The following is a 13,179-nucleotide window of genomic DNA, read 5'->3' as shown; positions in this document are numbered from 1 at the left end:
CCGTGGCGACGTTCGTTGACCGGGTCGTTCTGCATCTGCAGGCCGGTGATGGCGGGCACGGTTGTGTCTCGATCCACCGCGAGAAGTTCAAGCCCTTCGGCGGGCCGGACGGCGGGAACGGCGGGCACGGCGGCAGCGTGTCGCTGGTGGTCGACCCGCAGGTGACCACGCTGCTCGACTTCCATTTCCACCCGCACGTCAAGGCCGACAACGGCAAGGGCGGCGCCGGGTCGAACCGGGACGGCGCCAACGGCCACAACCTGGTGCTCAAGGTCCCCAACGGCACAGTGGTGCAGTCCACCGACGGCACCGTGCTGGCCGACATGGTCGGCGCCGGCACCACCTTCGAGGTGGCCCGCGGCGGGCGGGGCGGGCGGGGCAACGCCTCGCTGGCGAACGCCAAGCGCAAGGCTCCGGGCTTCGCCGAGCTGGGGGAGCCCGGCGACCAGTTGGACATCGTCCTGGAGCTCAAGAGCGTCGCCGACGTGGGCCTGGTGGGCTTCCCGTCGGCAGGCAAGTCGTCGCTGATCTCGGTGATCTCCGCCGCGAAGCCGAAGATCGCCGACTACCCGTTCACCACCCTCGTGCCCAACCTGGGTGTGGTCCGGATGGACAACCACACGTTCACAGTCGCCGACGTGCCGGGGTTGATCCCGGGCGCGGCCAACGGCAAGGGCCTGGGCCTGGAGTTCCTGCGACACATCGAGCGTTGCGCCGTGCTGGTGCACGTCATCGACTCGGCGACCCTGGAGCCCGGCCGTGACCCGGTCGCCGACATCGACGCCATCGAGGCCGAGCTGAGCCAGTACGGCGGGCTGGCCGACCGCCCGCGGCTGGTGGCAGTGAACAAGGTCGACGTGCCGGACGGCCGGGATCTCGCCGAGATCGTCCGCCCGGACCTGGAGGAGCGCGGCTACCGGGTGTTCGAGGTCTCCGCGGCCACCCGCGAAGGGCTCAAGGAGCTGACGTACGCGATGGCCGAGCTGGTCGAGGCGGAGCGCAAGGCGGCGCCTCCGGCCGAGCCGACCCGGATCGTGATCCGTCCGCTCGCCGTGGACGACGCCGGCTTCACCATCACGGCCGAGTCGGACGGCTCGTTCACCGTCCGTGGCGTCCGGCCGGAGCGATGGGTCAAGCAGACGAACTTCGACAACGACGAGGCGGTCGGCTACCTGGCCGACCGGCTGGCCCGGCTCGGTGTCGAGGACAAGCTGGCCAAGGCCGGCGCGCAGCCCGGCGACCTGGTCCGCATCGGCGAGCGCGAGTTCGACTGGCAGCCGACGCTGTTCGCCGGCGTGGAGTTCGTGCCCGGCAACCGGGGCACCGACATCCGGCTGGAGGAGAAGTCGAACCGGGCGTCGGCGGCCGAGCGGCTCGCCGCGCGCAAGGCCCGCCGGGTGCGCTCGGCGGATGAGGTCGGCGCGGACTCGTCCGACGACGAGGCGATCGACGACGGGGACGACGCCGAGTAGCCGATTGCGCTCCGTGATCGGGTTGGCTGCCGGAAACCTGCGCGAAATCCGCCCCGCCTAACGTCGGGTGATGTTGATCGAAGCGCGGCCCGCCACCGATCCGGAGATCGCCGCACTGGTCGGCGCGCAGCAGCGTGAGCTGCGCGAGGCCGATGGGGGCCTGGACGGTCAGGTCACCGTCACCCACGACGACATCCGCTACCTCGCGGTGGTGGTGAACGGCCGGGCGGTCGCCTGCGGCGGCCTCCAGGCGCTCGACGCCACCACGGGCGAGGTCAAGCGGATGTACGTCCGGCCGGCGTACCGGGGTCGGGGGATCGCCCGTCAACTCCTCGCCGCGTTGGAGGAGTGCGCGTTCCGGCAGGGCCACTCGGTGGTCTGCCTGGAGACCGGCACGTACCTTCCGGCCGCCATCGGGCTGTACACCTCGTGCGGCTACGAGCCGATCCCGGTCTACGGCGAGTACGTGGGCAACCCGTACAGCGTCTGTTTCGCCAAGCGGCTACCGGTCGCGGCCTGACGGTCCCGCCGCCGCGCCTGGCGCTCAGGCGCCGGTGGTGGCGTGCTCGACGGTGACCGGCTTCGACTCGGGCGAGGCGTGCTGCCGCAGGACGATGCTCAGCAGGATCAGGGCGCCGACCGCGAGGAACTCGCTCTGCCAGTTCTGCATCGACTGGAACCAGAAGTCACTGGTACGCAGGAAGTCCCACGCTCCGATCGGCGGTGCGCCGCTCTGCAACGCCTGCTCCTGGTTGTAGGCGGCGGTGCCACCGAGCAGGTGCCCGACGAACGAGCCGGCGAAGATCAGCAGCAGCGCGAGGGAGAGACTGTTGCGGTAGACCACGAGCGGAAGGCCGCCGACGCGGACCGGCCAGGGGGAGCGGGCGGTGGCGTGCCGCTCGTCGTCCTCCGGTCGGTCGGTCTGGTCCACCGGCTTGGACTCGGCCGAGCCGCGCTGCACCAGGTACGCGGTGAGCAGCACGTACCCGCCCATCTGGAGGAACTCCGACTCCCAGTTCTCGAAGACCGCCTCGGCGAAGTGACCGGTGGTCAGGTACGCCGGCCAGCTCAGCGGTGCGGCCCCGAACTCGACCAGCTCCTCGTTGTGGGTCTGCCAGCCGAAGACGCTCTGCAGCACCAGGAAGACCAGGAACGCGCCCAGCATGGCGATGGTCAGAGCGTTGTCGCGTAACCAACGGGGCATCTCGTCATCTCCTTCGCGGATGGCCCCCGGATACCCACACCCCGATGGTCGCGAAACCGCCCCAGCGGCAGGTCAGGGCCTGTCGAAGGGGGTGTCCAGCCGTCCGCCGGTGCCCACCTGGTTCGACAGCAGCAACCCGAGGGCGAGCATGCCGAAGCCGAGCGCCAGGTGCAGCCAGTTGTCGGCGGCGTTCACCGGCAGGATGTTCGCGCCGCCCTCCGCGTCGACCGCCTCGATGGCCAGGCCGTAGAGCCAGAGGGCGAGGTAGATCGCGCCGCCGCCGGCGAGGAAGAGCCGGGCGCCGGCGATGCTGCGGGCCAGCACGAGACCGGCCAGGCCGAACAGCAGGTGCACCGCGTTGTGCAGGATCGACACCTGGAAGAGCCCGAGCAGCCGCGCGTCCGAGTGGTGCCCGGCGAAGGCCAGCTCGCCGTAGTCGGTGGTGATGCCGGGGATGAAGCCCAGGACGCCGATCAGCAGGAAGAGGCCGGCGGCGGCGAGCGCTGCCACCTGCACCCGGGGGCGCGGGCCGGACGACCGGCCACCTCGCGTGTCTCGTGCCACCGCTGCCCCCTTCGTGGATCTGCTGGCCCCGCCGACCTCACCGTCCGTGGCGGCGACATCACGATCCTCCATTCTGGCGTCGCGGCGATGTGTGACGCAGAGAAATGCACGAAGAGGTATGGATCAGAGAACGCAGGGTAGGTGAAGTGTCGGCGGCCGCGGCGACGCGGTCGACATCCCCCAGCACACCGCGACGACTTTCCGAGCGGAAGGGACATCATGACCTACGATCTGTCACCTACGACTTCCACCTATGGGCAGCAGTCGACGAACGGCGGCGGCGTCCGCGAGCAGGCCCGCCAGGTCGGCTCGGAGGCGGCCCAGGCCGGCGGCGCGGTCGCGCAGACCGCCAAGGAGCAGGGCACCGAGGTCGGCCGCGAGGCCGCCCGGCAGGCCCGCAACCTGTACGGCGAGGCGCGTACCCAGCTCACCAGCCAGGCCGGTGACCAGCAGCGCCGCGCCGCGACCGGGCTGCGGTCGATCGCCGACGAGATGCGCTCGATGGCCGAGCAGGGTGGCCAGGCCGGCCCGGTGAGCGAGCTGGCCCGCCAGGCCGCCGACCGGGTGCACGGTGTGGCCGGCTGGCTGGACGAGCGCCAGCCGGGCGACCTGATCACCGAGGTACGCGACTACGCGCGACGCAACCCGGGCACCTTCCTGGTCGGCGCGGCAGTGCTCGGTGTGCTCGCCGGACGGCTGACCCGCAGCATCTCCGCTGCCGGTGACGACTCCGGCAGCGTCTCCCCGAGCTACCGCGGTGCCGGCGCGTACGACCCGGAGCAGACCGCGGTGATCCCGACCCAGTCCGCGCAGGACACCGTCCCGCAGGGCGGCTACCTCGACCCGACCCCCGGCACGTACACCGAGCCGACCTCCGGCGGCTACGCCGACCCGGCCCCCGGTGGGTACACCGACCCGGTCCAGGGTGAGCACACCGGCACCGGGCAGCCGCTCCCGCCGGTGAACCAGACCGACCCGCTGCCGGGCGTGCCGTCCAGCGGCACCACCCGCCCGTGAACCGCCGAGCCGTCCCACGGGAGGTGACCGCATGACCATGCCGACGCAGGGGTCCGGCCTGAACTCCGGATACCACACCGACCCGGGTGCCCCGCACACCGCGGCGGAGGTGAAGGGCAGCTCGCTCGGTGACCTGATGCGCCAGGTCACCACCGACCTGTCGACGCTCATGCGCCAGGAGGTCGAGCTGGCCAAGGCCGAGATCCGTCAGGAGGGCAAGAAGGCGGGCAAGGCCGCCGGGCTCTTCGGCGGCGCCGGTTTCGGCGGCTACATGGTGGCGCTGTTCGTCTCCATCGCCGTCTGGCAGTTCCTGGACAACGTGATGGACTCCGGCCTGGCGGCGCTGATCGTGGCCGTCGTCTGGGCCGCGGTCGCCGCTGTCCTCTACTCCAAGGCCAAGAAGAACGCCCAGCACGTACGCGGCCTCAAGCAGACGAACGACAGCGTGCAGCGGATCCCCGACGCGCTCAAGCCACACCCGGAGGGAGTCACCCGATGAGCACCGATCCCGATCAGATCCGCCGGGAGATCGAAGCCACCCGTAACAGCCTCAGCTCCGATGTGGACGCCCTGGCGTACAAGGTCAGCCCGAGCCGCATCGTCGACGACCGGAAGCAGCGGGCCCGTTCCGCGCTGCAGAATGTGAGGGACAAGGTCATGGGAACCGCGTCTGACCTCGGCCACGGCACCGGCCACGCCGCCCACTCGGTGGGCGACCGCGCTTCGTCGGCGGCCTCCAGCGTCAGCGACGCCGCGCACTCGGCGGCCTCCACCGTCAGCGACGCCGCCCACAGCGCGCCGCGGGTGATCCGGCAGAAGTCGCAGGGCAACCCCCTCGCCGCAGGCCTGATCGCGTTCGGGGTGGGCTGGTTGGCCTCCTCGCTGATCCCGGCCTCGCAGCGCGAGCAGCAGGCCGCCGCGCAGGTCAAGGAGAAGGTCGGCGAGCACAGCGGCGTGGTGAAGGAGAAGCTGAGCGAGGTGGCGAGCGAGCTCAAGGACGAGCTGCGCGAGCCGGCCCAGAACGCCGCCCAGTCGGTGAAGTCCACCGCGCAGGACGCCGTGCACGCCGTCAAGGACGACACGAAGTCCGCCGCGCACGACGTCCGGGACACCGCTCAGTCCCGTCCGTGAACGACGCCCCACCGCCGACAGCTCGCGGCCACCGACCCCGGTGCCCGCGAGCTGTCGCGTGTGGTGGTCGAGCCGTGCGGCTACCGGGGACGGCGCGCGGCGGGGCGGGCGGCCCGGCGGATCCTCGTGCCGCCGTACCGGACACCGCCGAACAGGAGGCGCCTGCCGACGGCCAGCCAACTGCAGATGCCCCGTTCCACGAGCCAGAGCGGGGCGGCCAGGGACGTGCTCGGCGGGAAGACGGCGCCGCCGCCGGCCCGGCGTCGGCCCACCTCGGCGACGGCGACGACCGAGGCCGCCATGCCCAGCAGCGGTCCGGCACGGCGGGCCGCGACCGCCGCCGCCAGCGCCGGCAGGACCGCGAGCGCGGTCACCAGGCGTGCCGGCTGGGCCAGATCGTCGTACGCCTGGCGGACCCGCTGACCCCGAAAGTGCGCCGCCTCCGGTGGCAGTCGACGGACGTACAGCCAGCCCGGCGTCGCCTCGACCCCGCCGTACGCGTGCACGGTGCGGATCAGCTCCAGATTCTCGAAGAGCACGTCCGGGTCGTACCCGCCCATGCCGAGGAAGGTGCTGCGGCGGACCGCCAGGGTCCCCGGGTAGTCGTTGCCGAGCGCCCGGTTGAGCAGCGTCCGGCCGGTGTCCCACCAGGCGTGCCAGGGCAGCGGGTCGAAGTAGTTCTGCGGCCGGACCAGGTCGACCCGGTCCAGCAGCCGGTGCACGGCGTGTAGCGCGTCCTCGTCGTACCTGACGTCGTCGTCGGCGATCACCACGTGTTCGTGGCCCGCCGCCCGCACCCCGGTGAGCACCCCGAGGACCTTGCCGTTGGCTCCCCGCTCGGCGGGGTCGGGCGGGAGGTGTCGGACCAGGCCGCGCCACGCGTCGGCATGCCTGGCGAAGAGGTCCGTGGGTGAGCCGTCGACCACGAGCACCTCGGCACGTCCAGCCAACCAGCGCAGGTGATCGGTCAGCTCGGCGAGGCCCGCGTCGGTGTGCCAGCGCAGCGGCAGGACGTACGACATCGGAAGGGCGACCGGCGGGGAGCCGGCGCGGCGGTCCCCGGCTCGCGGTGCCTCACCGCTGGCCTGAACGGACATGGACGCCTCCCGGGCAGGTGGTGGTGTGCGGCCGACGGGTGGGCCGCCCGCAGCAGGTGCCCGCCAGTGGGTGGTTGAAACCGCCATGTCGTTTCGACGGCCCGAGCAGGGGTAGCGCTGCCCGTACGGCCGTCGAACCCGAAGGAGAGACGACATGACCAGCAACTCGACGAGGTGGGCGCTGCTCGGGGTCACCACAGTGACGGCTGCCGGTGTCGGGCGGGCGGTGGCCCGCCGCCGGCACCGCCGCCAGCCCGACCGGCAGGACGGCTGGTACGTGGTGCGCCGCGCGGTGACCGTCGACCGGCCCCGGGACACGGTGCGGGCTTTCTGGACCGACCGGCAGCCCGCCGAGACCGGGTTGCCGGCTGCGGTCACCGCCGCCGGGCCGGGTTCGCTTACCTGGCGGAGCGTGGACGGGCCGACGACGCAGGAGGGCCGGATCGAGCTGGCCGACGCCCCGCAGGGCCGCGGCACCGAGATCCGGGCCGAACTGCGCTACCGCTCGGGTCCGCTACGCCGGGTGGCCGGCCTCGTCAAGGGGGACGAGCCGGACCTCGCGCTGCGGGACGCGCTGCGCCGGGCGAAGGCGCTGATCGAGTGCGGTCAGGTGGTGGACACCCGGCACGACCCGTCCGGTCGGAGCCCCGCGCAGGAGAAGGCGACGGACAAGGCGAGGGAGAAGCTGATGACGGGAGGCCGGGCGTGAGGGCGCTGTGCTGGGAAGGCGTCGGCAAGCTGGCGGTCCGGGACGTACCGGAGCCGAAGATCCGCGCCGAGGGGGACATCATCGTCCGGGTCCGGGCCAGCAGTGTCTGCGGCTCCGACCTGCACCTGATCAACGGGTACCTGCCGGCGATGCGGGAGGGCGACATCCTCGGCCACGAGTTCATGGGCGAGGTGGTGGAGGTCGGACCGGGCGTACGCCGGCACCGCGTCGGCGACCGGGTGGTGGTCGGGTCGGTGGTGGCCTGCGGTGGCTGCTGGTACTGCCGGACCGAGCAGTACTCGCTCTGCGACAACTCCAACCCGCAGCCGGTGTTCACCGAGAAACTGTGGGGGCACTCGCCGGCCGGCATCCTGGGGTACTCGCACGCGGCGGGCGGCTACGCCGGCTCGCACGCCGAGTACATCCGGGTGCCGTTCGGTGACGTCGGCGCGTTCGCGGTGCCCGACGGGGTGCCGGACGACTCGGTGGTGTTCGCCTCCGACGCGATGCCCACCGGGTGGATGGCCGCGGACTTCTGCGGTCTCACCGGCGGCGAGGTCGTCGCCGTCTGGGGCGCCGGTGGAGTCGGTCAGATGGCGGCCCGGTCGGCGCAACTCCTCGGCGCCGAACGGGTCATCATGATCGACCGCTTCCCGGACCGGCTGGCGACGGCCGCCGACCGGGTCGGCGTAGAGACGATCAACTACGCGGAGACGGACGTGTTGGAGGCGCTGCGGGAGATGACCGGCGGACGCGGACCCGACGCGTGCATCGAGGCCGTCGGCATGGAGTCGCACGATGTCGGGCCGACCTACGCGTACGACCGGGTGAAGCAGTCCGCGCGGTTGCAGACCGACCGGCCGACCTCGGTCCGTCAGGCGATCATGGCCTGCCGCAAGGGCGGCACGGTGAGCATCGTCGGCGTGTACGCCGGCCTGGTCGACAAGTTCCCCCTCGGCGCGGCCATGAACAAGGCACTGGTGTTGCGGATGGGGCAGATGCACGCGCAGCGCTACATCCCGATGCTGCTCGACCGGCTCGCCGCCGGCGAGATCGACCCGGGTTACCTGGCCACCCACCCGCTCTCGCTGGAGCAGGGCGCGCGGGGCTACGAGATGTTCGAGAAGAAGCAGGACGGCTGCCTGCGCAGCGTCCTGCACCCGTGACCCGCTGACGGCACCCCGTCCCACCGCCGCGCGTGGTGGGCCGGGGTCAGGCGCGACAGACGTTGGTCAGGGTCAGGTCGAGCGGCGGCAGCGCGGGCATCCGGCGCAGGTCCAGGGTCAGGTCCTGGACGGGTACGTCGTACCTCATGCTGGTGGTCAGGTTGGTGACCGCGCGCTTCATCAGGTCGATGGTGACCCATTCACCGGCGCAGCGGTGCCCCGCCCAGTGGTCGCCGCCACCCTGCGGGATCAGGTCGAACGCGTCGCCGCGCCGGCCCGCAAACCGTTCCGGCCGGAACAGCTCGGGTTGGGGCCAGAGCGTCGGGTGGTGGTTGGTGCCGTAGAGGTCGAGCAGCACCCGCCGTCCCCGGGGGAAGTGGTGGCCCTGCCAGTCGAAGGAGCGCCGCACCCTTGCCGCCGCCATCGGGAAGAACGGGTAGTAGCGGCGTACCTCCTGGACGAAGTGCTCGGTCGCCTCGTCGTCGTCGCGGACCAGCTGCCGCCAGACGGGGTGGTCGTGCAGGGCGAGCGCGGCGAAGGCGATGTACTGGTCGACGGCGACCACCGGCCGCAGCACGTTCAGCAGCTCCACAGCCGCGATCCGGCGGGGGAGCAGCGTCCCCCGCGCGTCCCGGTGCTCGGCGATCACCGCCAGGGCGCTGCCGGCCGGCGCCTGGTGGACGCCGAGGCGGGTCCGTTCGATGATGCCGCCGATCCACCGTTCGGCGCGGCGGCGGGCGAGCAGCCCCCGCCAGTGCCGGGGTCCGACCACGGCCGGCGCCTCGATCATGGCGTGCAGGTCGACGGCGCGGCGATCGACCTGGGACGTCGGCAGGGGCACCCCTGCCCAGGCGCACACCACGCGGGTCAGCAGCCGGCCCAGCTCGTCGTAGAGCGTCACCGGCCCGGCGGCCTCCCATGCCGGGATCCGGGCCCGCCACTCCTCGTCGAAGAGGTGGCCGAGCTGCCGGATCGCGGTCGGCGTCATGATCGACATGAACATGGCCTTGCGGTCGGCGTGCTCCGACCCGTCCAGCCCCTGCACGCCGCCCCGGCCGGTGAGGGTCCGCTGCACCCGAAACGGCATCGCGCCCTGCCGTTGGAAGCGCTCGTTGTCGTAGAACAGCATCGCCGCCGGCCGGCCACGGAGGCAGATGGTCGGCGCGAGCAGGATCCGGGTCTGGAAGATGTCGCTGCCGTACCTGTCGCAGCGCTCGCCGATGAACCGGTAGCCGGCGCGGAACAGCGCGAGGGTGCTGTCCGGGGCGCGGTCGGCCGGCATGGTCGCCATCGGGCCTCCTCGGGTGCGGGTGGCGGCCGTCGCCGCCGCCCGGCTGTGTCTACCCGCGTGGCCGCCGCTGAATCCCCACGTCGACAGCGCACCCGCTGGCCCCTCCCAGGGGCGGCGGAACCTGGTTGGCTAGCTGGTGGAGCCGCCGTCGGCGGGATCGCCGGTCATCCGGCGGCTCCGGCTGGCCGACGGCCACGACCACGGGGAGGGCGAGATGCGCGACAACAGGTCGCCGTACTGGCGGCAGCGGCGGGCGGTCGGTGCGCTCGGCGCGGGCCGGGACGCACGGGCACTGATCGGGCCGCCCGGCCGGCCGACCCGGCCGCGCCGCTTCTTCACCGTGCACCTGGGCTTCACCGCGCCCGACCCGGCGGACGCCCGCGAGCTGGCAGTGGGGTACGCGGAGGCGCTGAGCCTGCTCCGCCCGGAGGTGGCGCTCGGCGCGGCGGCCCTGTCACCTGCCGACGCGTGGCACCGGGCCGAACGGCTGTTCTGCGGTGCGGTCGGCCCGGACGGGGAGCGCTGCGTCGACGTGGCCGACCACCCCGGCTTCCACCACGCCCCGGGCCCGGGGGGCCTCGGCTGGGGCGACGGCGATGCCTGACGGGCGGTCGCGGGTGGCGGCTGCCCCGGGCCACCCGCGACCGTGGAGCCGTCAGTCCAGATCGAACTCGCCGTCCTGCGCGCCGGCGACGAACGCGTCCCACTCGGCCTGGGTGAAGACCAGCACCGGGCCCTCCGGCTCGGAGGAGTTGCGCATGCCGATCAGGTCATCGACGAACGCGACCTCCACCGCGCTGTCGGAGGTGTCCCCCTCGGCCCGCTGCCAGACCGCCCGTGAGAGGTCGAAGTCGCCCTTGGGGTGCTGCGCCATGGTTCTTTCCTCCAGTGCCGAGGGTCGTGTGGTGACCGGGTGCCGATCCCCATCGGGCAGGATAAGCGGATGCCGAGCCTGACCCGTGTAGAGGCGACCGCGCGTGGCGCGGCGATTACCGTCGAGTCCTATCAGGTGGACCTCGACCTGACCGGCGACGGGGACACCTTCCGTTCCCGGGTCGAGGTCCGGTTCCGGGCGACCCCCGGCACCGCGACCTTCGCCGAGGTCAGGCCCGCCCAACTGCTGGCGGTACGCCTCAACGACCGCGACGTCGACCCCGGCACGCTCACCGACAACCGGCTGCCACTCGATGACCTGGAGGCGACGAACACGCTGTTCGTCGAGGCCGAGATGGCGTATTCGAACACCGGGGAGGGGATGCACCGCTTCGTCGACCCGGCCGACGGCGAGACCTACCTGTACGCCGTGACGTTCCTCGACAACGTGCAGCGGATCTTCGCCGCGTTCGACCAGCCCGACCTCAAGGCGTCGTTCGTCCTCACGGTCACCGCCCCGCCTGGGTGGACGGTCTCCGGCAACGCCGAGGTGTCCGCCAGCCCGGCCCCCGGGCGCTGGGAGTTCGCCCCGACCGTCCCGCTGTCGACCTATCTCTTCTCGCTGATCGCCGGCCCGTACCACGTACGGCGGGCCGAGCACGACGGCGTGCCGCTCGCCCTCTACTGCCGACAGTCGCTCGCCGAGCACCTGGACGCCGACGCCGACGAGATCCTCACCATCACCAGGCAGTGCCTGGACCGGTTCCACCAGCTCTTCTCCGAGCGCTACCCGTTCGGCAAGTACGAGCAGGCGTTCGTGCCCGAGTTCAACCTCGGCGCCATGGAGCACCCGGGCATCGTGGCGTTCCGCGACGACTACGTGTTCCGGTCGGCCGTCACCGACACCCAGCGGGAGATGCGGGCCACCACGACCGCCCACGAGATGGCGCACATGTGGTTCGGCAACCTGGTCACCATGCGCTGGTGGGACGACCTGTGGCTCAACGAGTCCTTCGCGGAGTACCTGGGCGTACGGGTCGCCGCCGAGGCGACCCGCTTCGAGGGGACGTGGACGACGTTCGCCATGCGCCGCAAGGCCTGGGGGTACGCGGCCGACCAGCGCCCCTCCACCCACCCCGTGGCGCCGCAGGAGGTGGCCGACGCCGCCGAGGGCCTGCTCAACGTCGACGGCATCTCCTACGCCAAGGGTGCCAGCGTGCTGCGGCAGCTGGTGGCGTGGCTCGGCGACGAGGCGTTCCTCGCCGGCCTGAACGCGCACTTCGCCGCGCACCGCTTCGGCAACGCCACCCTCGCCGACCTGCTGACCAGCCTCTCCGCGGGCCCTGCGGTCGCGAGCGAAGGCGGCACTGCGGCAGGTGGTCGGGACCTGTCCGGTTGGGCCGAGCTGTGGTTGCGTCGCTCGCAGGTCAACACGCTGCGTGCCGAGGTGACTGTCGACGCCGACGGCCGCTACACCGAGGTGGCAGTGGTGCAGACCGCCCCCGAGTCGTACCCGGTGCTGCGTCCGCACCGGATCGGCGTGGGCCGGTACGCGGCGGACGGCACGGTGCGACGCCACGAGGTGGATCTGGACCCGGCCGTCGACGGCGGTCGCACCGTGCTCGGTGAGCTGGCCGGTGAGCCGGCGGCCCGGCTGCTGCTGCTCAACGACGGCGACCTCACCTTCGCCAAGGTGCGTCTCGACCCGGCGTCGGCGGACGCCGTCCCGCTGGTGCTGCCCGGTCTGGCCGACTCCCTCACCCGGGCGGTGCTCTGGAGCGAGGCGCTGGACGCGGCGACCGACGGGGAGCGGCCGGTCACCGGCCTGGTCGACCTGATGGTCGCGGCGCTGCCGGCCGAGACAGAGGTGATCATCGCGGAGGACGTGCTGGGCCTCAGCCGGTCGCTCGTCGACCGCTACCTCGACCCGCTGACCCGGTCGGCGGCGCTCGCCCGGATCGCCGGTGCGTGTCAGCTCCTGCTCGACGGGGCGCCGGCGGGGGAGTCGTTGCAGCTCGCCGCCGCGCGGGGCTGGATCGCCGCGACCACCGACACGGATCTGCTCGTCGGGTGGCTCGCCGGCCGGGACGTGCCGGCCGGGTTGACTGTCGACGCGGAGCTGCGCTGGGCGGTGCTGCGGCGACTGGTGGTGCTGGGCGCCGCCGGCGCGGCGGAGATCGCCGCCGAGGCCGAGGCCGACGTCAGCTCGACGGGCGCGGAACGGGCCGCCAGGTGCCGGGCCGCCCTGCCCGACCCGGCCGCGAAGCAGGCGGCGTGGGACATCATCGTGCACGACACCGAGCTGTCGAACCGGTTGTTGGAGGCGACCGCGGAGGGGTTCTGGCAGCCCGAGCAGGCCGAGGTGACAGCCGCGTACGTCGAGCGGTACTTCACCGACATGCCGGCTGCCGCGGCTCGGCGTACCGCGTGGACTGCCGACCGGGTGGCGGCGCTGGCGTTCCCCCGCTACGCCGTTGCGCAGCCGACCCGGGAGGCGGCCGCGGCGCTGCTGGCCCGCGACGACCTGACCCCGGGCCTGCGGCGGGTGGTCGTCGACGCCGACGACGATCTGCGGCGCGCGCTCGTCGCCCGGACGGCGGTGGCCGCCACGGCGGCCTGACACGCCGGGTGGGCGCGGGGTGGCTGGACGGCCAC

The 13,179-nt window shown here is 72.7% G+C and carries 14 protein-coding genes; 9 read left to right on the top strand and 5 right to left on the bottom strand.

The features are described from left to right. Positions 1 to 2 precede the first annotated feature (2 nt). Positions 3 to 1,472 (top strand): GTPase ObgE, encoded by a 1,470-nt coding sequence (gene obgE, locus ACFY1S_RS28570; protein ID WP_387123912.1) that lies wholly within the window; start codon positions 3 to 5, stop codon positions 1,470 to 1,472. Between the two features lie 70 nt (positions 1,473 to 1,542). Next, positions 1,543 to 1,992 carry a GNAT family N-acetyltransferase gene (locus ACFY1S_RS28565; RefSeq protein WP_357989609.1) on the top strand — a complete coding sequence of 150 codons (450 nt, stop codon included), beginning with the start codon at positions 1,543 to 1,545 and terminating at the stop codon, positions 1,990 to 1,992. Between the two features lie 24 nt (positions 1,993 to 2,016). On the opposite strand, the gene ACFY1S_RS28560 is transcribed toward ACFY1S_RS28565, so the two are convergent. Then, positions 2,017 to 2,676 carry a DUF6766 family protein gene (locus tag ACFY1S_RS28560; protein WP_387123910.1) on the bottom strand — a complete coding sequence of 220 codons (660 nt, stop codon included), beginning with the start codon at positions 2,674 to 2,676 and terminating at the stop codon, positions 2,017 to 2,019. A 72-nt stretch (positions 2,677 to 2,748) separates the two neighbouring features. After that, positions 2,749 to 3,240 carry a DUF4383 domain-containing protein gene (locus ACFY1S_RS28555; RefSeq protein WP_387123908.1) on the bottom strand — a complete coding sequence of 164 codons (492 nt, stop codon included), beginning with the start codon at positions 3,238 to 3,240 and terminating at the stop codon, positions 2,749 to 2,751. 219 nt (positions 3,241 to 3,459) lie between these two features. On the opposite strand from ACFY1S_RS28555, the gene ACFY1S_RS28550 reads away from it, so the two are divergent. From ACFY1S_RS28550 to ACFY1S_RS28540, 3 genes are read left to right on the top strand one after another with little or no spacing between them, the layout of a single operon-like run. Further along, entirely contained in the window at positions 3,460 to 4,257 is a 798-nt protein-coding gene (locus tag ACFY1S_RS28550; protein ID WP_387123906.1) for a hypothetical protein, read from the top strand. A gap of 31 nt (positions 4,258 to 4,288) precedes the next feature. Beyond that, entirely contained in the window at positions 4,289 to 4,756 is a 468-nt protein-coding gene (locus tag ACFY1S_RS28545; protein ID WP_387123904.1) for a phage holin family protein, read from the top strand. Continuing rightward, a complete protein-coding gene (locus ACFY1S_RS28540) occupies positions 4,753 to 5,388 on the top strand; it encodes a DUF3618 domain-containing protein (RefSeq protein ID WP_364362247.1) in 636 nt (211 codons plus the stop codon). Before ACFY1S_RS28545 ends, ACFY1S_RS28540 begins: the two co-directional genes overlap by 4 nt. Positions 5,389 to 5,468: 80 nt before the next feature. On the opposite strand, the gene ACFY1S_RS28535 is transcribed toward ACFY1S_RS28540, so the two are convergent. Further along, positions 5,469 to 6,485 carry a glycosyltransferase gene (locus ACFY1S_RS28535; protein WP_387123902.1) on the bottom strand — a complete coding sequence of 339 codons (1,017 nt, stop codon included), beginning with the start codon at positions 6,483 to 6,485 and terminating at the stop codon, positions 5,469 to 5,471. A 154-nt stretch (positions 6,486 to 6,639) separates the two neighbouring features. Here ACFY1S_RS28535 and ACFY1S_RS28530 point away from each other — a divergent pair, with 154 nt between their 5' ends. After that, positions 6,640 to 7,194, top strand: a complete 555-nt coding sequence (locus tag ACFY1S_RS28530) for a cyclase (protein WP_387123900.1) — start codon at positions 6,640 to 6,642, stop codon at positions 7,192 to 7,194. Next, entirely contained in the window at positions 7,191 to 8,360 is a 1,170-nt protein-coding gene (locus ACFY1S_RS28525) for a zinc-dependent alcohol dehydrogenase (RefSeq protein WP_364362250.1), read from the top strand. Before ACFY1S_RS28530 ends, ACFY1S_RS28525 begins: the two co-directional genes overlap by 4 nt. A gap of 46 nt (positions 8,361 to 8,406) precedes the next feature. Here ACFY1S_RS28525 and ACFY1S_RS28520 read toward each other — a convergent pair whose 3' ends face one another. After that, positions 8,407 to 9,651, bottom strand: coding sequence for a cytochrome P450 (locus ACFY1S_RS28520; RefSeq protein WP_387123898.1), 1,245 nt, complete (start codon positions 9,649 to 9,651; stop codon positions 8,407 to 8,409). A 214-nt stretch (positions 9,652 to 9,865) separates the two neighbouring features. Between ACFY1S_RS28520 and ACFY1S_RS28515 the strand changes: the two genes are divergently transcribed. After that, positions 9,866 to 10,255: a hypothetical protein gene (locus ACFY1S_RS28515; RefSeq protein WP_387123896.1), complete on the top strand. Its 390-nt coding sequence runs from the start codon at positions 9,866 to 9,868 to the stop codon at positions 10,253 to 10,255. 51 nt (positions 10,256 to 10,306) lie between these two features. Here the strand turns inward: ACFY1S_RS28515 and ACFY1S_RS28510 are convergent, their stop codons facing one another. Further along, positions 10,307 to 10,525, bottom strand: a complete 219-nt coding sequence (locus ACFY1S_RS28510; protein WP_151488717.1) for a DUF397 domain-containing protein — start codon at positions 10,523 to 10,525, stop codon at positions 10,307 to 10,309. A 69-nt stretch (positions 10,526 to 10,594) separates the two neighbouring features. Here ACFY1S_RS28510 and pepN point away from each other — a divergent pair, with 69 nt between their 5' ends. After that, a complete protein-coding gene (gene pepN, locus ACFY1S_RS28505; RefSeq protein ID WP_387123893.1) occupies positions 10,595 to 13,144 on the top strand; it encodes an aminopeptidase N in 2,550 nt (849 codons plus the stop codon). Positions 13,145 to 13,179 lie beyond the last annotated feature (35 nt).

The sequence above is a fragment of the Micromonospora sp. NPDC000663 genome (assembly GCF_042898105.1).
Taxonomy (GTDB): Bacteria; Actinomycetota; Actinomycetes; order Mycobacteriales; family Micromonosporaceae; genus Micromonospora.
Note: the sequence above shows the minus strand (reverse complement) of the source record. Positions and strands in the feature narration are given on the sequence as shown.

Coding starts and splice junctions, on each gene's coding strand:
- ACFY1S_RS28520 (WP_387123898.1), bottom strand. CDS start 9,651: ATGGCGACCATGCCGGCCGACCGCGCCCCGGACAGCACCCTCGCGCTG.
- ACFY1S_RS28550 (WP_387123906.1), top strand. CDS start 3,460: ATGACCTACGATCTGTCACCTACGACTTCCACCTATGGGCAGCAGTCG.
- ACFY1S_RS28535 (WP_387123902.1), bottom strand. CDS start 6,485: ATGTCCGTTCAGGCCAGCGGTGAGGCACCGCGAGCCGGGGACCGCCGC.
- ACFY1S_RS28545 (WP_387123904.1), top strand. CDS start 4,289: ATGACCATGCCGACGCAGGGGTCCGGCCTGAACTCCGGATACCACACC.
- ACFY1S_RS28510 (WP_151488717.1), bottom strand. CDS start 10,525: ATGGCGCAGCACCCCAAGGGCGACTTCGACCTCTCACGGGCGGTCTGG.
- pepN (WP_387123893.1), top strand. CDS start 10,595: ATGCCGAGCCTGACCCGTGTAGAGGCGACCGCGCGTGGCGCGGCGATT.
- ACFY1S_RS28515 (WP_387123896.1), top strand. CDS start 9,866: ATGCGCGACAACAGGTCGCCGTACTGGCGGCAGCGGCGGGCGGTCGGT.
- ACFY1S_RS28565 (WP_357989609.1), top strand. CDS start 1,543: ATGTTGATCGAAGCGCGGCCCGCCACCGATCCGGAGATCGCCGCACTG.
- ACFY1S_RS28540 (WP_364362247.1), top strand. CDS start 4,753: ATGAGCACCGATCCCGATCAGATCCGCCGGGAGATCGAAGCCACCCGT.
- ACFY1S_RS28530 (WP_387123900.1), top strand. CDS start 6,640: ATGACCAGCAACTCGACGAGGTGGGCGCTGCTCGGGGTCACCACAGTG.
- ACFY1S_RS28560 (WP_387123910.1), bottom strand. CDS start 2,676: ATGCCCCGTTGGTTACGCGACAACGCTCTGACCATCGCCATGCTGGGC.